The following is a 16,264-nucleotide window of genomic DNA, read 5'->3' as shown; positions in this document are numbered from 1 at the left end:
GCCGCGTCGCGGGCGGGCGGGCGGCGTCACCCTCCGGTTTCGGCCGTACCGCCGTGCCGCGCCAGCAGTTCGTCGACGTGGGCGCGGTGGGCCTTCTCCCAGTCGTCCAGGGTCTCGGCGGCCTCCCGGGCGAGCGCCGTCCGCGCCGCCGCGAGGATCTCCGCGCTGCGGGCGGCGGGTACGGCGACCACGCCCTCCTCGTCGGCCACGACCACGTCCCCGGCCTCGATCCGCACACCGCCGCACGTCACGGGCCGGTTGAGGGGTCGTACGGCCTGCCTGACGCCGGGGATGGGGATGACCCCGCGGGCGAAGACGGGAAAGCCCAGCTCCCTGACCTCGGCGAGATCGCGGATCACCCCGTCGGCGACGAACGCGGCGATGCCGCGGCGCCGGGCCACCGCGCAGACGTTGCCGCCGGCCAGCGCGTGGTCCAGGTCCCCCGACTCCACGACGATCACCGAGCCGGGGGCGGCACGGTGGATGGCCGCGTGCAGCATGAGGTTGTCGCCGGGCGGGCAGCTCACCGTGTACGCCGGGCCGGCCACGCGGGGCACCGGGTCCCACAGCGGCCGTATCCCGATGTCCATGACCTGCGCCCGGCCGAGCAGGACGGCGAGGGTGGTGGTGGGCACGTCCCGGAAGGCGCCGGCGTCCAGGAGGGCGCCGGCGTCCCCGAACTCGGCTGTCCCCGTGGCGTTTTGACTGGTGTCGGTCATGGCGGCACGCTACCGCGCCCGTCCGGCCCCGGCCGGAACGGGCGGGGACCGGGCGCCCGACGACGTCCACGCCGGACCGGGTCGGTACGGCGCGGCCGCGCGCGTGACGGTGTCCCGCCGGGCCGGGTCAGAACGGCAGGGGCCGGGCGTGCACCACGTCCAGCCGGGACACCGCGCGGGTCAGCACCACGTACAGCCGGTGGGCGCCCCGCTCCTCCGCCTCCGCCACGGCGGCCGGTTCCACGGCGACGACATGGTCGTACTCCAGGCCCTTGACCACGCTCGCCGGGACGACCGTCACCCGGGCGCCGAGCGCGTCGGGACCGGCCGCCTCGACACCGGCCCGGGTGAGCGCCTCGCGCACCCGGTCCGCGTCCGCGTCGGCCGTGACCACCCCGACCGACCCCTCCCGGGCGAGGGCGTCGCGCACGGCGGCCACGGTGGTGCCCAGCAGGTCTTCGGCCGGCCGGAGGACCAGCTCCCCGTCGGTGCGCAGCGAGGTGGCGGCGGGCACGGCGACACCGAGCCGGCCGAGCAGCCGGTTGGCCAGCTCCACGACGGCCGCCGGCACCCGGAACCCGGTGGTCAGCGGCACCACGGCCGCGTCCGGCCGGCCCAGGTGGCGCAGCTGCACGGACCAGTCGCGGGCGGCCCACGGGGTGGTGCCCTGGGCGAGGTCGCCGAGGACGGTCAGCGAGCCGAAGGCGGCCCGGCGGGCGATGGCCCGGCACTCCATGGGCGAGAGGTCCTGCGCCTCGTCCACGACGATGTGCCCGTAGCCCTCGGGGTGTTCGATCAGTCCGGCCAGCTCGTCCAGCAGCACCAGGTCGGCGGCCGACCAGCGGGCGGACCGGTACGAGCGCGGCGGGCGCGGCCAGAGCAGCGCCGCCTGCTCGGCCGGGTCCAGCAGGCCGTCGGCCGCCCGCGCCAGCGCGGTGGCGTCGCCGAGGAGTCCGGCGAGCACCTCCTCGGGGCCGACCTTCGGCCACACGGCGTCGAGCTGCTCGGTCAGCGGCCGGGCCCGTTCGATACGGCGCTCCCAGGAGGCGGGCAGCACCCCGGAGCGCCGCTCGGCCTCGTCGCGCAGCCTGCGGACCACCCGGGTGCGCACCCGCTCCCGCCCGACGGCGTACGGCGGCTCCTCGGCGCGCACCTGCGCCACGATGGCCGCGAGTTCACCGGCCGGCACCCGCCGGCGGTAGGAGCCGTCGGGTACGGCGAGGTCGCTCACCCCGTCGGCGTTCACGCGCGCGTACAGCGCCCGGCGCAGCACCTCGGCCATGCGCGGGTCGTGTTTGACCGCCGCGGCCGGCGCCGGGTCGGTCGCGGTGGCCGGGTGGCGGGCGATCTCGTCCAGCAGGGTGGACTGCCGGACGCCGCTCTCGCCGAGGGAGGGCAGCACCTCGGCGATGTACCGCAGGAAGGTGCCGTTGGGGCCGAGGATGAGCAGGCCGGAGCGCTGGAGCCGCTTGGGGTGGGTGTAGAGCAGATAGGCGGCGCGGTGCAGGCCGACGGCGGTCTTGCCGGTGCCCGGGGCGCCCTGCACGCACACCGAGTCGGCGAGCGCGGCACGCACGAGGTCGTCCTGCTCGGGCCGGATGGTCGCGGCGATGTCCCGCATGGGTCCGACGCGGGGGCGCTCGATCTCGCGGGCCACGATGTCGCTGGTCCGCGTCTCGCCCCGGCCGAGGTGCTCGTCCTCCAGGCCGGTGAGGTCGGCGGAGTCGCCCCGGCTGCCGGGCGCCCAGCCGAACCTGCGCCGTACCGCCACGCCCTGCGGGTCGCCGGCGCTCGCCTGGTAGAAGGCCCGGGAGACGGGGGCCCGCCAGTCGACCACGAGCGGCGGGGCGGCCGGGTCCTCGGTGATCCGCAGCCGGCCGATGTGGTAGGCCTGCCCGCCGTGTTCCGGGTCCTCCGCGCCGAAGTCGAGCCGGCCGAAGAACAGCGGTCCGGGCGGGAGTTCGCGCATGGCCTTGGCCCTGCTGCGCAGCCGGCGGCCGAGGACCTCGGCGTCGGCGCCGGAGGCGGAGACGTCCTCGCCGGCGACGACCTGCTCGGCGGCGCCCTCGACCATCGCGGTGAGGGCCGCACGGCAGGTGTCGTGGTAGGCGCGCTCGGTGTGCAGGGTGTCGGTGAGGGCGGGTTCGAGTGACGTCATGACGCCAGCCTAGCGCCAAACGTTACCAAGTCACATTTTTAACCGAGTCTCAGCTTTGGCTCAGCTCCGGCAGCCCCGCCGCCAGCCGCCCGAACGCCCGTTCCGCCGCCCGCTGCGCGTCCGGCGCCACGTCCTCGACCGCCTCCCCCGCGGCCACCCGCCGCCAGTTCTCCTGGGCGAGGATCCGCTGGACGGTGATGAGCTGCCCCGCGGCCAGCCGCGCCTCCAGCCCCCCGCCGAGCGCCTCGGCGAGCGCCGCCTCCGAACGCTCCAGGTGCGCGTACGCCCGTGCCACCAGGGCCGGCGTGCCGTAGAGCAGCCTGTGGAAGGCGAGCACCTCGGGGTGGTCGTTCAGTCCGGTGACCGGATCGCGCCGCTCCAGACCGGCGAGGAAGTGCCGGCGCAGCGCGTCCACCGGGTCGGCGGCCCCGGCGACCACCCTCGCGGCCTCCGCCTCGTGGTCCGCGATCCGGTGCAGGACCAGGTCCTCCTTGGCCGGGAAGTACCTGAACAGGGTGGGCTTGGAGATCCCGGCCGCGGCGGCGACCTCCGCCACGGACACCGCGTCGAAGCCCCGCTCCAGGAACAGCCGTACGGCGATGTCCGACACGTCCTGGTACATCCGCTGCTTCTTGCGCTCGCGCAGACCCATCTCGCCCATGGGGCGAGCCTACGCAGCCCCGCCGGGACCGGTCGGCCAGGCCGGGTGCGGGCTGCCCGGCCGCCGGGACGACAGGCCCAGGGAGGCGGTGGCGGCGGCCAGGGTCATCGCGTACGAGTCCACCGCGCGCCGCACGTTCGGGGCGTCCAGGCCGGCCCCGGTGACCAGGCGGTCCAGGTCGACGTAGGCCGAGCGGACGATCTCGATCCAGCGGTACACCCGCCAGTCCTCCCGCCAGCCCCTGGTGAAGCGCGGGTCCAGCCGGGTCTCCCAGCGGCGGAACATGCGGTCCCGGATCTCCGGGCGGGTCGGGGTCAGGTGCATGTGCCGGACCAGCTCGTACAGCGGGTCGCCGACCAGCGCCATCTCCCAGTCGATCAGGGTGAGCGGCCGGCCGTCGTCGCCGCGCACCAGGTTCCAGGGGTTGAGGTCGCCGTGCAGCAGGGCCGGGTCGCGCTCGGTGACCCGGTGCCGGGCGAGGATCTCGCGCAGCCGGGGCGCGTCGGGCAGCCCGAGGAAACGGGCCAGCTGCCGGGACTCCCGCGGCAGGCCGGCGACGAGCGCCACCAGCTGGTCGCTGAGCCAGTCGTGGAAGCCGGGCCCGCCGGCCACCGGGTCGGTCGGGGTGTAGTCGACCTCGGTCAGCGCGGCCAGCTGGTCCACCAGGCAGTCGGCCTCGTGCGGCCGGAGCCCGTGCACCGGGTGGTCGGGGCGGCGGCCGAGGTCGCGGGCGCCCTCGTAGGTGTGGACGGTGAAGACGTCACCGCCGTACCGGTGGGCGGGGTCGGTCGCGTGGCTGGTGCCCAGCGCCAGCACCCGGGGGGCGGCCACCGGCACCCCGGACCGCTCGATCGCCCGCAGCACGGCGTGCTCGCTGAGGAAGCCCGTCTCGCGCCGCACGACGACGGCGGCCTCCCGGCGGACGACGACGGGGAACGCGGTGCCGGGCACCCGGAGCACGGTGTTGAGGTGCGTGGCGCCCTTGAAGACCCGGCCGGCCGGGGCGGCCCCCTCCAGGAACAGCGCGTCGGCGACCGCGGAGTGCGGGAAGTCGGGGTGCTCGGGGACCCGCCGGTCCGGGGTCCAGCCGATGGCCCGCGCCCCCGCGGCCCGCCGGGGCACGGCACCGGACGCCGCCCGCCGGAACAGGATCCGCTCGATCTCCCGCGGCTCGGGCACCCGGCCCAGCCGCAGCGGGCCGGCGGCCGCGCACAGGGCGGCGCGGACGGTGGCCGCCGCCGCGTCCAGGCGCTGCTGGTCGAAGCCCTCCTCCAGCGAGCGCGCGGCCCGGACGACGGCGGCGTACAGGGACTGGGCGTGCTCGAACGCGAGGTAGTGCCGCAGGTCCCGGGAGAGGCCGGCCGTGGCCGCGGGCCGCACCCGGTGCACGGCCTCGGCCCAGGCGGTGACGGCCGCACGGCGCTGGTGGTCCGGGTAGCGCATCCGCACCAGGTGGACGGCGAGGTCGTGCAACGGGTCGCCGTAGCTGGCCAGTTCCCAGTCCACGCAGTGCAGCGGCACGTCACCGGCGGCCGGCCGGACCAGGTTGCCGCGGTGCAGGTCGCCGTGGAGCAGACCGTACGGCCGCCGGGTCAGCGCCGGCACCCGGTCGGCGAACCGCAGCAGGGCGTCCTCGGGCACGCCGAGGGCCGTGAACAGCCCGCCGTAGCGGCTGCGGTGGGGCCGCCGGACCTGCTGGTCGGCCAGGTGGGCCAGGGTGCGCAGGAAGCCCTGCGAGTCGGTGTGGTTGCGCGGCCAGTGGGCCGGCAGGGGCGGCAGGGCGCCGCCGCGGACCTGGACGACGGCGGCGAGCAGCTCCGCCAGGTCCTTCAGCAGCGGCCCGTCGACCGGTTCGCCGGGGGGACAGACGTCGGCCAGCACCTGTCCGTCCACATAGCTGTGGACGGCGTACCCGGGACCCTCGGCCAGGCACTCCGGCACCCGCGGCAGCACCCTGCGCACCGCCCGCAGGATCTCCGGCTCGCTCCGCCAGGTCCGGATCACCATCGGCACCGCCTCGGGGCGGGCCACCCGTACGGTGACCAGCGTGCCGGGCGTCCGGCCGAGCAGCCCGGCCACCGGCTCGGTCAACGCGACGACGTGGTTGCGGTGGTGGAAGCCGGCCGGCGCCCCTCCCGCCGCCACGGCGCGGGCCACGAACGCCCGCACGGCGGCGTCCGTCCGAACTCTGCCGGCGTGTCCCCCGGCCGCGGCGCGGGGAACAGGCGGTGCGCCCACTGGCCGCTCCGTGGTCGATCGCGTGGAAGTGGAAAGGGAAGGGCCGGGCCCGGGACGACGTCCGCGGACACCTCGGACGACACGTCCGGGGCCACGCCGTTCCCGGGTGGTGGCCGACGACGGGCACACGGCAGGGGAGCAGCCGGGCGGGTGGTCCGCCACTCGTCTGTGCCGGGCCGACGGCCGAGGACCGGCTCGTTGCCGGGTTCCTCGCGCACGAGTATGCACGGATCCGAGCGGTGACTCGGTCGATGCGGATCGTAACGCACGCCGCGGAGCGAACCGCGCCGAGCGGCCCGCGCCCCCGCCCCTGTCATCCCCCAAGACGCACCACCGACGGGCGCTCCCCGCAGGCCGGCGGTGCACCTCGGCGAGTCCCTCGGGGTTGCCGGATGCTAGCGCAGCGGGCGCCCGCTGCGGAGAAGACCCAGCATCGGCTCCAGCGACCGTACGACGTGCCCGGCGCCCGCCGCGCGCAGGTCCTTCTCCTTCCGCTCGTTGTGCGCGTAGCCCAGGAACGGCACCCCGGCCTCCCGGGCCGCGGTCAGGTCCGAGGGCGAGTCGCCGATCATCAGGGCGGCGGCGGGGGCGGCGCCCATGGCGTTCAGGGCGCGGTGGAGGCAGTGCGGGTGCGGCTTGAGGTGGTGCAGGTGCTCGGTGCGGCCGTACAGGTGCGGGGCGAAGCAGCCGGTGAGGCCCCGGGATTCGAGGTAGGCGCGGGCGGCGCGGGGCGAGTTGTTCGTGGTGACGGCCAGCCGGGCGCCGACGGCCGTCCAGGTGCGGATCACCGGATCGGCGTAGGCGGTGGGCAGCGCGGACGCGGCGGCCCGCAGCTCCTCCTGGGTGAGCCGTTCCTCCAGCCCGGCGACCAGGTCGCTGCCCGGCCGGCGGCGGCCGACGGCACGCAGGACGACCTGTGGGTCCAGCGTCTCGCGTTCGGCCTGGCTGAGCAGCCCGCGCAGCCCCTGCCGCTCCAGCCAGTCGACCAGGTCGGCGGCCACCCGCTCGGCCCGGTGCCGGGCGAACAGCCGGCAGATCGGCCCGTCGAAGTCCCACAGCACGAAACGGGCCGATGTGATCAGTTCCCGAAGCTTCTCGATCTCACCGGCAACAGGCGTCGCACCAGAAGTCGCATCAGAAGTCACTAGGAGAGTGTCAGGTCCGTGGAGATGGTTTCCCAGAGGGCGTCGAACCACTTCTGCGACTGCTCCACGAACGCCGCGTCCCGCTGCCCGGCCCGCCTCTCGAAGGAGAACAGCAGGGATTCGGAGCCGAGGGTGTCGTACATCTCCAGCGTCCTGCCGCTCTCGGTGGGCTCCTCGCGGCGCGTGACCATGTAGTACGCGTGCAGCGCCTCCGCGCCGTTGAGCAGGTACAGCTTCGCCGGCGGGGTGAACGGCAGGGCCCTGAAGCTGACGTGGACGTCGATGTCGTGGGTGCCTCGCAGGGCCTGCAGGTTGTACTGGAGCACCTGGCCCTGGGCGTTGCGCATGGCCAGCCAGCGCCGGTGGACGGCGTCGTCGTCGCTGCCGGCGTCGACCGAGACCGGGAAGGCGAGGTTGATGTCCCGGGACGGGAGCAGGATGCGGGTGTCGATCCGCTCCGGGCGGATGCGTCCCTCGTGGATCAGGCGCAGCGGCTCGCCGAGGGCGGGGATCAGGCTCTGCGCGGTCAGGCACACGGCGTCGATGCGCACGTGCGGCGCGGAGAACGCCTCGGTCAGCCGGGGGGCGAGGGCCACCATGGTCGGCTGCGGATCCTCGCGCGCGGGCGCCGGCCCGGCGACGCGGGGCGGGCTGCCCTTGGTCACGTCGCTGAGCAGCCCGTCGTCCTGGAGCACCCGGAGGGCCTGGCGCACGGCGCCTCGCTCCACGCCGAACTCCTCGGCGAGCACGGACTGGGTGGGCAGCCGCTCGCCGGCCCGCAGGGCTCCGGTCCGGATGCGCTCGCGCAGGATGTCGGCGATCTCGCGGGCCGAGAGCCTTCTGCTGCCGTTCACTGCCACGTTCTCCTGGGTCACGACCAAACGCTACAACCCACCTCCATCTGCGGGCAGTTGTTCGGAAGTTGTTTGTGAACGGCCACCAAGTGGGGACAACTTAATCAAAGTTGGTCGCCAACTTGGTCGAGTTGGCAGACCGAAAGGGGGAACGTCCATGCCTGTCCTCGCGCTCCTCTCCGCCCTCCTCGTCTTCGGCTTCGAGCAGCTCGTGCAGTCGCGCTTCGGCGCCGCCGGCATCCTCGGCCTGCTGCTGCTCACCGTCGGCGTCAAGGCCAAGAGCCCGGCCGTCGGCTCCGCCGGCGCGGTCCTGCTCGCGCTGCTCCTCGCCGGCCCCGCGCTATAGCGTCAGCACCAGGTCCGAACTGATCGTCTCCCACAGCGCGTCGAACCACAGCCGCGACTGCTCCACGAACGTGGCGTCCCGCCGCCCGGCCCGCTGCTCGAAGGCGAACAGCATCGACCGGGTGCCGTCGGCGTCGTACAGCTCCATGTGCTCGTGCCCGATCTCCCGCTCCCGGCGGCCCAGCGTGTAGTACGCGAACAGCGCTTCGGCGCCGTTGAGCAGGTACAGCTTCACCGGCGGGGTGAACGGCAGCGCTCGGAAGGAGACCCGAACGTCGATCCCGTGCGTGGTGCACAGCGCCAGCAGGTTCTGCCGCAGCACCAGGCCCTGGGCGTTGCGCTGGGCCAGCCAGCGGCGGTGCAGCAGACCGCCGTCGTCGGCGTCCACCGGGGTCGGGAAGGCGAGGTCGATGTCCCGGCTGGGCAGCAGCAGCCGGACGTCGATCTTGGCCGGTTTCAGCCGTCCCGCGTGGATCTGCCGCAGCGGGTCGCCGATCGCCAGCGTGAGCGAGACCGAGGTCAGGCAGAGCGCGTCGATCCGCACGTGCGGGACGGCGAAGGCGGCGGCGACACGCGGGACGAGGCCCACCATGGTGGGCTGCGGCGGGGCCGCCGGGCCGGCCGGCGGGCGCACGGGACCAGCCACCGCCGCCACGATGGCGGGGCTGCCCCTGGAGACACCGGTCAGCAGGCGTTCCGACTGCAGGATCCGCAGCGCCTGCCGCACGGCACCGCGCTCGACACCGAACTCGTCGGCCAGCTTGGCCTGGGTGGGCATGCGCTCACCCGGCCGCAGCACGCCGGATCTGATCCGGCTGCGCAGCTCGTCGGCGATCTCGCGGTGGGACGAGCGGGGCCGCTGGGGCCTCGTCCGCCCACTGGCGGAGGCGTGCTCCGGGTCCACGATCAAACGGTACAACTTCCCGCCAACTTGGGGCAGTTCCGCGACGGCTGGTTATGAGACGGCTTTCCACGGAGATAAGTAAGGTGAGTTGGCAGCCAACTCGTACGACATGGTCGAGCTTCCCAGTGGTTGGCCGACCGGGCTCCCTTCCGGAGGGGAGCCGGGAGCCCGGACAGGGGACGGTCACCGGAACGCACAGTCACAACTGAACATCCCGCACAGCCACAACCGAACAGCGACATCTGCATACGGACAGCGCACAGCCACAACTGAACAGCTCGCTACGGATGCACAGTCAGCACGTCCTCGGGAGACGGGAGCGACCGCGTGACGTCCGGGCGGCGCGACCACCCGGGCGAACATCAGGGCGTCGGCCTCACGGGGGCGGCGCCCTCTTCGACGCCCGCTCGTACGCCCCCGCCGCTCACGTCAGCAGGTCGTCGACCTGCGCCTCGCCCACCCGGTACCGGCGCGCGATCTCCCCGCTGCAGTCGTCGGCCGTGCGCTGCAGCAGCTGGCGGCGGCGCGAGACCTCCTGCTCGTAGCGGACCAGCCGCCCCATGGCGGCGGTCAGCTCCGGATCGGTGCGCGCCGTCAGATCCGACAGCTCGACCTCCGCGAGCATGTCGGCGGCCAGCTGCCGGTACTCCTCGTTGTGCGGGGTGCCGAGCGTGACGTGCCGGGCCGAGGAGCGCTGCCGGGCCGGGGCGTCCTTGAGGATCTCCGGGAGCCGGTCGACCACGGAGCCGTCCACCGGCGCCGGCACCGACGCCCGGCCCCGCCGGCCCAGCTCCGCCCGCAGGATGTCGATCCGGCCCTGGAGCAGCCGCCGCACATAGCTGAGGTCCGCCTCGTCCCGCTGGGCGTCACGGCGTACGTTGCGCAGCTCGGGCAGGCTCAGCCGGGCCAGTTCGGGCGGCTGGAGGTACCCCCCGCCCGGAGCGCCCGGGCACGGCTCCCCCGGCAGCCCCGGGCCCGCCGGAGCGTCGGCGCGCTGCGCGGGCGGCCGGTGCGTCCCCTGCGCTCCCAGCCGCCCGCTGGTACTCGGTGTGCTCATTGCTGCTGACCGTCCCCTCGACCGGCGTGTGGAAGCATCGTGCCACCCCTGCTGGCCGCTATGTGACCGAGTGCCCCCGAACGGCCCTAGATGGGGGGTAACGGATCCATATTGGGCCCCCTGCGGACGAGCACGGAGCACCGGGCATGATGGTCCGCATGCGTGCGGTGGTGCAGAGGGTGGACGGCGCGAGCGTCGTCGTGGACGGCGAGACGGTCGGCGCGATCGAGGGCGAGGGGCTGTGCGTCCTGGTCGGGGTGACCCACGAGGACACCAAGGAGAAGGCGGCCCAGCTGGCCCGCAAACTGTGGACCCTGCGGATGCTGCACGACGAGAAGTCGTGCAGCGACGTCGGCGCCCCGCTCCTGGTGATCAGCCAGTTCACCCTGTACGGCGACGCCCGCAAGGGCCGCCGCCCGACCTGGAACGCGGCGGCCCCCGGAGACGTGGCCGAACCCCTGGTCGACGAGGTCGTCACGCAGCTGCGCGCCCTGGGCGCGACGGTCGCGACGGGCCGCTTCGGCGCCCGCATGAGGGTGTCACTCACGAACGACGGGCCGTTCACGGTGCTGGTGGAGGTCTGAGGCCTGTCGTTTGGATCAACCCGGCGTCGTGGGGCCTGCTCGGCTCGGCCGAGAAGCGCAGTCCCTTTCAGCCGACCTGACCCAAACGAAAGACCCTGCCCCGGGCCTGGCCTAGGGCTCGATCACGGCCTACGGCTCGACCACGACCTCCTGGGCCGCCGCCGTCCCGCCGGCCAGCAGGCGCGCGTCGACCGGGACGTTCCGCTTCACCAGGGCCAGGGCCACCGGGCCCAGCTCGTGATGGCGTACCGACGTCGTCACGAAACCGATCTTGCGGCCCTCGGGGCCCTCGTCCGCGAGCCGGAGCTCGGTGCCCGGGGCCGGCAGGTGGACCTCGCTGCCGTCCAGGTGCAGGAAGACCAGCCGGCGCGGCGGCTTGCCCAGGTTCTGGACCCGGGCGACCGTCTCCTGGCCGCGGTAGCAGCCCTTCTGGAGGTGGACCGCCGTGCCGATCCAGCCCAGCTCGTGCGGGATGGTGCGGTGGTCGGTCTCGAAGCCGAGGCGGGGGCGGTGGTGCTCGACGCGCAGCGCCTCGTGGGCGAGGAGCCCGACGGCGGGCCCGTGCGCGGCGGCGAACTCCTCCAGCCCGGCACGCGGCAGGAACAGGTCCCGCCCGTACGCCGTCTCGCGTACGACGACCCCGGCCGGCGCCTCGGCGATCGAGCCGGCGGGCAGGTGGACCACGGCGGTGTCACCGGTGCGGTCGGCGACCTCGACCCGGTAGAAGAACTTCATCGACTCCAGGTACGCGATCAGCGCGTCCTGGGTGCCGGGCTCCACGTGGGCCCAGACGGTCGTACCGTCGTCCACCAGGTAGAGCGCGTGCTCGATGTGCCCGTGCGCGGACAGGATCAGGGCCTCGGTGGCCTCGCCCGCGGGCAGTTCGCTGACGTGCTGGGTGAGCAGCAGGTGCAGCCAGCTCAGCCGGTCCTCACCGCTGACGGTGATCACACCGCGGTGCGACAGATCGACGAAACCGGTGCCCTCGGCGAGGGCGCGCTGCTCGCGGAACAGGTCGCCGTAGTGGGCGGCGACGCCTTCGTCCACGCCCTCGGCTGGGACGGCGCCGGGCAGGGACAGCAGGGGGCTCTTCATACGGCAAGCCTACGACGTGGTATTTGAACCCTTCAGGGAACAGTCCGCGCAGCGGCCGAAGATCGCGAAGTGCTTCATGTCGGTGTCGAAGCCGAACTGCTGCCGCAGTTTGGCCGTGAACTCGGACGCCACCGCGACGTCCGCCTCGATCACGCTCTCGCAGTCGCGGCACACCAGGTGCAGATGGTGGTGGCGGTCGGCGAGGTGGTACGTGGGCGCACCGTGGCCGAGGTGGGCGTGGCTGACCAGGCCCAGCTCCTCCAGCAGCTCCAGCGTCCGGTAGACGGTGGAAATGTTGACCCCCGACGCCGTCTTCCTCACTTCGCTGAGGATGTCGTCGGGGGTCGCGTGCTCCAGGGTGTCCACGGCTTCGAGCACGAGTTGCCGCTGCGGCGTCAGCCGGTAGCCGCGCTGCCTGAGGTCGCTCTTCCAGTCGGTGCTCACCACACCGCAAAGTCTAGGACTACTTGAAGAAGGCGATGCCGTCGTCCGGCATGTCGTCCGGGAGGGCCTTGGCCCAGCGCTCGACGTCCTCGGGGGTGACGACCTTCTTCAGCTGGGCCGACATGTAGGGGCGCAGCGGCACCTCGGGGGTCTGCTTCTCGCCCACCCACATGAGGTCGCTCTTCACGTAGCCGTACAGCCGCTTGCCGCCGCTGTAGGGCCGGGAGGCGGGCGTCCGGGCGACGGCGTCCGTCACCAGGTCGATCTGCGGCTTCTTGTCGGCCATCTCGCCGTACCAGATCTCGATGACACCGTCGTCGCGGGTCATCGTGACCTCGACCTTGCGGTCGGCGTCGATCCGCCAGAAGCCCGACTCCGTCTCCAGCGGGCGCACCTTGTTGCCGTCCGCGTCCAGCACCCAGGTGCGGGAGTGGTACTCCAGGAAGTCCCGGCCGTCGTGGGTGAAGCTGACCTCCTGCCCGAAGTTGCACTTCTCCGAGCCGGGGAAGTCGTGCACGCCCGCGCCGGCCCAGTTGCCGAGCAGGAAGGCGAGCGGGACAAGGTCCTTGTGGAGGTCGGACGGGATCTCGATCATGAGCGGCAGCTTTCCTGAAGGGTGGGTCAGCGCTGGCCCTGGTACAGCTTCTTCACGGTCAGACCGGCGAAGGCGAGCACGCCGACGCAGACCAGGACCAGCAGGGTTTCGAAGAAGATCTCCACGGGAGCTCCTTGGGCGGGGGTGGGCGGACGACAGAGCCGGAGCCCAGCTTACGCGGCCGGGGTGACGCGTTCCGTGCGAGGGGCGGCGCCCGCGAAGGCTACGCTGCCCGCATGGCGAAGAAGCTCGTGATCAAGGTGACGGCCGGGGCGGACGCCCCCGAGCGCTGCTCGCAGGCGTTCACGGTGGCGGCGGTGGCCGTGGCCAGCGGGGTCGAGGTCTCGCTGTGGCTGACCGGGGAGTCGTCCTGGTTCGCGCTGCCGGGCCGGGCCGCCGAGTTCGAGCTGCCGCACGCCGCTCCGCTGCCGGACCTGATCGAGTCGGTCCTCGCGGCGGGCCGCATCACGCTGTGCACGCAGTGCGCCGCCCGCCGGGAGATCACCGAGAAGGACGTCATCGAGGGCGTACGGATCGCGGGTGCGCAGGTCTTCGTCCAGGAGTCCCTGGCCGACGACACCCAGGCCCTCGTGTACTGAGCTCGGCCGGCCGGCGGCTGGGGGGGCGGAGCGGGCGCGGTCCGCCCGCCCTCGGCGGGGGCCTACGGCCGCGGGCGCTTCTTGCCGTCCAGCTCGTCCCACCACTCGTCGGACTGCGGGTCGCCGGAGGGGTCGTCCCACCAGCGGTCGTCCGGGCCCCGCCGGTTGGCGATCATCGCGGCGACGGGCGGGATGACCATGGCGACGACGCACATGCCGACGGCCGCCGGCACGGACCACAGGCGCACGACCCCCCAGGCCAGGACGAAGAGACCGATGCAGGTCCCCATCATGGCGAAGTAGACGTGCCGTCGCCGGGCGTACACACGTACAGGGTAGGACCGGCGGGCCCTGTCACAACTGATCCACAATCGCCGACCGGCCGGACCCCAGGGGGTTACCGTGGCGTATGGGGACCCACTCCGCACACCACAGCCGACCCGGGGGAAACACCACATGCGCGCCCTGCGAATACTCCTGATCATCGTCGTGATCCTGGGCGGACTCTTCGTGATCGCGGACCGGGTCGCCGTGCACTTCGCGGAGGGGGAGGCCGCGGACAAGCTGAAGGCGACGGAGAACCTCTCCTCGACCCCGGACGTGGACATCAAGGGCTTCCCGTTCCTCACCCAGGTCGCGGGCGGCTCGCTGGACGACGTCGAGGTCGGCATCGAGGACTACGAGGCGGCCACCGGCAAGCCCGGCCAGACCATCCGGATCGACGACCTGAAGGCCGACATGAAGGGCGTCGAGTTCTCCGGCGACTACAGCTCGGCCACCGCGGCGACCGCGACCGGTACGGCGACGATCTCGTACGCCGAGCTGCTGAAGACCGCCAAGGCCGAGCCCACCGAGGTGGCCCCCGGGGTGACCGCCCGGGTCGTCGGCCTCTCCGACGGCGGGAACGGGAAGATCAAGGTGGCGGTGGAGGGCACCGTGGCGTCCCTCGGGCTCAAGCAGACGGTGTCCGTGCTCTCCACGGTGGCCGTGGAGAACGACAAGGTGCAGGTGCACGCGGACTCCCTGCCCAAGCTGGGCGCCGCCGCGATCGCCGAGGACCGCATCCGCACGATCACCGACTTCCAGCAGGTCATCGACCAGCTGCCCGGGGGCATCAAGCTGGACAAGGTGCAGGCCGCGCCGGACGGCGTGGAGATCAGCGTGAAGGGTTCGGACGTCAGGCTCGCGGGGTAGGCACCGGGACGTCCGCCGTGGACGCGGGGTGTCCGCCTGACGAGACGCCCTCGTCCGCAGCGTAGGTGCACCGGCCCGCCCGAGCGCCCGGAGGCCCCGAGAGGGGCACCCGGGCGCTTTTCTCATCCCAGCATCCGGACGATCGCGTCTCGCGATGTGACACACCGGTGACACGCCCGCCCGGACGTCCCTACGATCGAGCCCATGAAGCGACAGGCGGATCTCACGAAGCGGCGGGCAGTCGACCTGTGCCGCGTCGCCGCCATGCTCTGTCGCCCCTTCTGAGCGGAAAGCCACCGGCTCCCGCGTTCCACCCCGCCCTGCCGTCAGGGCCCCCGTGTGCCGCTCGGGCCTCGAGCGCGCCCCCGTAGCCACTCGCACATCCCGCCGCAACTGCCCCGGAGGAGAAAGAGCATGAGCCGCAGCGACGTCCTGGTCGACGCCGACTGGCTCCAGGAGCACCTGGACGACCCGACCATCGCGATCGTGGAGGTGGACGAGGACACGTCCGCCTACGAGAAGAACCACATCAAGAACGCGATCCGCATCGACTGGACCAAGGACCTCCAGGACCCGGTGCGCCGTGACTTCGTGGACCAGGCCGGCTTCGAGAAGCTCCTGTCGGAGAAGGGCATCGCCAACGACCACACGGTGATCCTGTACGGCGGCAACAACAACTGGTTCGCGTCGTACGCCTACTGGTACTTCAAGCTCTACGGCCACGAGAACGTCAAGCTCCTCGACGGCGGCCGCAAGAAGTGGGAGCTCGACGCCCGCGAGCTGGTCGCCGGCGACGAGGTCCCCGAGCGCGCGAAGACCGAGTACAAGGCCAAGCCGCAGGACACCTCGATCCGCGCCTTCCGCGACGACGTCGTGGCCGCGATCGGCGCGCAGAACCTGGTCGACGTCCGTTCGCCCGACGAGTTCTCCGGCAAGCTGCTCGCCCCGGCGCACCTGCCGCAGGAGCAGTCGCAGCGTCCGGGCCACGTCCCGACCGCGAAGAACATCCCGTGGTCGAAGAACGCCAACGACGACGGCACCTTCAAGTCGGACGAGGACCTGAAGGCCCTCTACGCCGAGGAGAACGTCGACCTCGCCAAGGACACGATCGCCTACTGCCGCATCGGTGAGCGCTCGGCCCTGACCTGGTTCGTGCTGCACGAGCTGCTCGGTGTGGAGAACGTCAAGAACTACGACGGCTCCTGGACCGAGTACGGCTCCCTCGTCGGCGTGCCGATCGAGCTCGGCGCCGGCAAGTAACCCATCCCGACCGACCTTCTGGTCAGACCCCTCTGGAGAGAGACATGTGTGGAGCGAAGGCCGGCGGCCCGGACGCCTCGACGATCAAGCCCGGTGAGACCACGATCCAGGGCCAGGTGACCCGCGACGGCGAGCCGGTGACGGGCTACGTCCGTCTCCTGGACTCGACCGGCGAGTTCACCGCGGAGGTCCCCACCTCCGCGACCGGCCAGTTCCGCTTCTACGCGGCCGAGGGCACCTGGACCGTCCGTGCCCTGGTGCCGGGCGGCACGGCCGACCGTACGGTGGTCGCCCAGAAGGGCGGGCTCGCCGAGGTCGCCATCGCGGTCTGAGCCGACCGCAGGTCCGTACGGGCTCAGTGACGAGCCGGAGGGCCGCACCCCTGGGTTGGACGCCAGTGGGGGTGCGGCCC

The 16,264-nt window shown here is 73.1% G+C and carries 19 protein-coding genes; 7 read left to right on the top strand and 12 right to left on the bottom strand.

Going from position 1 to position 16,264, the window contains the following annotated elements; translation table 11 throughout:
- Positions 1-26: 26 nt before the first annotated feature.
- The 6 genes from ABZ576_RS04390 to ABZ576_RS04365 all read right to left on the bottom strand — a co-directional run bounded on the left by ABZ576_RS04390 (position 27) and on the right by ABZ576_RS04365 (position 7,802).
- Positions 27-719 (bottom strand): RraA family protein, encoded by a 693-nt coding sequence (locus tag ABZ576_RS04390; RefSeq protein WP_360735661.1) that lies wholly within the window; start codon positions 717-719, stop codon positions 27-29.
- Between the two features lie 127 nt (positions 720-846).
- Positions 847-2,877 carry an AAA family ATPase gene (locus ABZ576_RS04385; protein ID WP_360735659.1) on the bottom strand — a complete coding sequence of 677 codons (2,031 nt, stop codon included), beginning with the start codon at positions 2,875-2,877 and terminating at the stop codon, positions 847-849.
- A 49-nt stretch (positions 2,878-2,926) separates the two neighbouring features.
- Positions 2,927-3,538 carry a TetR family transcriptional regulator gene (locus tag ABZ576_RS04380; RefSeq protein ID WP_360735657.1) on the bottom strand — a complete coding sequence of 204 codons (612 nt, stop codon included), beginning with the start codon at positions 3,536-3,538 and terminating at the stop codon, positions 2,927-2,929.
- Between the two features lie 9 nt (positions 3,539-3,547).
- A complete protein-coding gene (locus ABZ576_RS04375; protein WP_360735655.1) occupies positions 3,548-5,707 on the bottom strand; it encodes an aminoglycoside phosphotransferase family protein in 2,160 nt (719 codons plus the stop codon).
- Between the two features lie 464 nt (positions 5,708-6,171).
- Positions 6,172-6,921: an HAD-IA family hydrolase gene (locus tag ABZ576_RS04370; protein WP_360735653.1), complete on the bottom strand. Its 750-nt coding sequence runs from the start codon at positions 6,919-6,921 to the stop codon at positions 6,172-6,174.
- Positions 6,921-7,802, bottom strand: a complete 882-nt coding sequence (locus ABZ576_RS04365; RefSeq protein ID WP_360735651.1) for a winged helix-turn-helix domain-containing protein — start codon at positions 7,800-7,802, stop codon at positions 6,921-6,923. Before ABZ576_RS04365 ends, ABZ576_RS04370 begins: the two co-directional genes overlap by 1 nt.
- A 130-nt stretch (positions 7,803-7,932) precedes the next feature.
- Here ABZ576_RS04365 and ABZ576_RS04360 point away from each other — a divergent pair, with 130 nt between their 5' ends.
- Positions 7,933-8,121 carry a hypothetical protein gene (locus ABZ576_RS04360; RefSeq protein ID WP_360735649.1) on the top strand — a complete coding sequence of 63 codons (189 nt, stop codon included), beginning with the start codon at positions 7,933-7,935 and terminating at the stop codon, positions 8,119-8,121.
- Here the strand turns inward: ABZ576_RS04360 and ABZ576_RS04355 are convergent.
- Both ABZ576_RS04355 and ABZ576_RS04350 read right to left on the bottom strand, forming a co-directional pair.
- Positions 8,116-9,030, bottom strand: a complete 915-nt coding sequence (locus tag ABZ576_RS04355) for a winged helix-turn-helix domain-containing protein (protein ID WP_360735647.1) — start codon at positions 9,028-9,030, stop codon at positions 8,116-8,118. The two genes, ABZ576_RS04360 and ABZ576_RS04355, sit on opposite strands and share 6 nt — an antisense overlap.
- Before the next feature lie 418 nt (positions 9,031-9,448).
- Positions 9,449-10,081 (bottom strand): aerial mycelium formation protein, encoded by a 633-nt coding sequence (locus ABZ576_RS04350; RefSeq protein ID WP_360735645.1) that lies wholly within the window; start codon positions 10,079-10,081, stop codon positions 9,449-9,451.
- A 158-nt stretch (positions 10,082-10,239) separates the two neighbouring features.
- On the opposite strand from ABZ576_RS04350, the gene dtd reads away from it, so the two are divergent.
- The gene (gene dtd, locus ABZ576_RS04345) at positions 10,240-10,665 is read left to right on the top strand and encodes a D-aminoacyl-tRNA deacylase (protein WP_360735643.1); all 426 of its coding nucleotides are present in this window, start codon (positions 10,240-10,242) and stop codon (positions 10,663-10,665) included.
- A gap of 129 nt (positions 10,666-10,794) precedes the next feature.
- Here dtd and ABZ576_RS04340 read toward each other — a convergent pair whose 3' ends face one another.
- From ABZ576_RS04340 to ABZ576_RS04330, 3 genes are read right to left on the bottom strand one after another with little or no spacing between them, the layout of a single operon-like run.
- On the bottom strand, positions 10,795-11,760 hold the full coding sequence (locus ABZ576_RS04340; protein ID WP_360735641.1) for a folate-binding protein: 966 nt from the start codon (positions 11,758-11,760) through the stop codon (positions 10,795-10,797).
- Between the two features lie 9 nt (positions 11,761-11,769).
- Complete coding sequence (locus ABZ576_RS04335) at positions 11,770-12,207, bottom strand: Fur family transcriptional regulator (RefSeq protein ID WP_360735639.1); 438 nt, start codon at positions 12,205-12,207, stop codon at positions 11,770-11,772.
- A gap of 16 nt (positions 12,208-12,223) precedes the next feature.
- Positions 12,224-12,799 (bottom strand): FABP family protein, encoded by a 576-nt coding sequence (locus ABZ576_RS04330; protein WP_360735637.1) that lies wholly within the window; start codon positions 12,797-12,799, stop codon positions 12,224-12,226.
- A 236-nt stretch (positions 12,800-13,035) separates the two neighbouring features.
- Between ABZ576_RS04330 and ABZ576_RS04325 the strand changes: the two genes are divergently transcribed.
- Positions 13,036-13,398 carry a DsrE family protein gene (locus tag ABZ576_RS04325; protein WP_360735635.1) on the top strand — a complete coding sequence of 121 codons (363 nt, stop codon included), beginning with the start codon at positions 13,036-13,038 and terminating at the stop codon, positions 13,396-13,398.
- Positions 13,399-13,460: 62 nt separating this feature from the next.
- Here the strand turns inward: ABZ576_RS04325 and ABZ576_RS04320 are convergent, their stop codons facing one another.
- Positions 13,461-13,763 carry a DUF3099 domain-containing protein gene (locus tag ABZ576_RS04320; RefSeq protein ID WP_360736624.1) on the bottom strand — a complete coding sequence of 101 codons (303 nt, stop codon included), beginning with the start codon at positions 13,761-13,763 and terminating at the stop codon, positions 13,461-13,463.
- Between the two features lie 91 nt (positions 13,764-13,854).
- Between ABZ576_RS04320 and ABZ576_RS04315 the strand changes: the two genes are divergently transcribed.
- The 4 genes from ABZ576_RS04315 to ABZ576_RS04300 all read left to right on the top strand — a co-directional run bounded on the left by ABZ576_RS04315 (position 13,855) and on the right by ABZ576_RS04300 (position 16,184).
- Positions 13,855-14,592 (top strand): DUF2993 domain-containing protein, encoded by a 738-nt coding sequence (locus ABZ576_RS04315; RefSeq protein WP_360735633.1) that lies wholly within the window; start codon positions 13,855-13,857, stop codon positions 14,590-14,592.
- Between the two features lie 204 nt (positions 14,593-14,796).
- Positions 14,797-14,877 carry an Ms5788A family Cys-rich leader peptide gene (locus tag ABZ576_RS04310; protein ID WP_350751515.1) on the top strand — a complete coding sequence of 27 codons (81 nt, stop codon included), beginning with the start codon at positions 14,797-14,799 and terminating at the stop codon, positions 14,875-14,877.
- A gap of 129 nt (positions 14,878-15,006) precedes the next feature.
- Positions 15,007-15,852, top strand: coding sequence for a sulfurtransferase (locus ABZ576_RS04305; protein WP_360735631.1), 846 nt, complete (start codon positions 15,007-15,009; stop codon positions 15,850-15,852).
- A gap of 44 nt (positions 15,853-15,896) precedes the next feature.
- Positions 15,897-16,184, top strand: coding sequence for a DUF1416 domain-containing protein (locus ABZ576_RS04300; protein ID WP_009189358.1), 288 nt, complete (start codon positions 15,897-15,899; stop codon positions 16,182-16,184).
- Positions 16,185-16,264: the final 80 nt, after the last annotated feature.

Origin of the sequence: Streptomyces sp. NPDC013455 (genome assembly GCF_040632975.1) — a bacterium.
Lineage (GTDB): Bacteria > Actinomycetota > Actinomycetes > Streptomycetales > Streptomycetaceae > Streptomyces.
Note: the sequence above shows the minus strand (reverse complement) of the source record. Positions and strands in the feature narration are given on the sequence as shown.

Excerpts from the sequence above, each read along its gene's own strand:
- dtd (WP_360735643.1), top strand. The coding sequence starts at position 10,240 with ATGCGTGCGGTGGTGCAGAGGGTGGACGGCGCGAGCGTCGTCGTGGAC.
- ABZ576_RS04310 (WP_350751515.1), top strand. The coding sequence starts at position 14,797 with ATGAAGCGACAGGCGGATCTCACGAAGCGGCGGGCAGTCGACCTGTGC.
- ABZ576_RS04350 (WP_360735645.1), bottom strand. The coding sequence starts at position 10,081 with ATGAGCACACCGAGTACCAGCGGGCGGCTGGGAGCGCAGGGGACGCAC.
- ABZ576_RS04385 (WP_360735659.1), bottom strand. The coding sequence starts at position 2,877 with ATGACGTCACTCGAACCCGCCCTCACCGACACCCTGCACACCGAGCGC.
- ABZ576_RS04360 (WP_360735649.1), top strand. The coding sequence starts at position 7,933 with ATGCCTGTCCTCGCGCTCCTCTCCGCCCTCCTCGTCTTCGGCTTCGAG.
- ABZ576_RS04380 (WP_360735657.1), bottom strand. The coding sequence starts at position 3,538 with ATGGGCGAGATGGGTCTGCGCGAGCGCAAGAAGCAGCGGATGTACCAG.
- ABZ576_RS04300 (WP_009189358.1), top strand. The coding sequence starts at position 15,897 with ATGTGTGGAGCGAAGGCCGGCGGCCCGGACGCCTCGACGATCAAGCCC.
- ABZ576_RS04325 (WP_360735635.1), top strand. The coding sequence starts at position 13,036 with ATGGCGAAGAAGCTCGTGATCAAGGTGACGGCCGGGGCGGACGCCCCC.
- ABZ576_RS04305 (WP_360735631.1), top strand. The coding sequence starts at position 15,007 with ATGAGCCGCAGCGACGTCCTGGTCGACGCCGACTGGCTCCAGGAGCAC.
- ABZ576_RS04340 (WP_360735641.1), bottom strand. The coding sequence starts at position 11,760 with ATGAAGAGCCCCCTGCTGTCCCTGCCCGGCGCCGTCCCAGCCGAGGGC.
- ABZ576_RS04390 (WP_360735661.1), bottom strand. The coding sequence starts at position 719 with ATGACCGACACCAGTCAAAACGCCACGGGGACAGCCGAGTTCGGGGAC.
- ABZ576_RS04315 (WP_360735633.1), top strand. The coding sequence starts at position 13,855 with ATGCGCGCCCTGCGAATACTCCTGATCATCGTCGTGATCCTGGGCGGA.
- ABZ576_RS04330 (WP_360735637.1), bottom strand. The coding sequence starts at position 12,799 with ATGATCGAGATCCCGTCCGACCTCCACAAGGACCTTGTCCCGCTCGCC.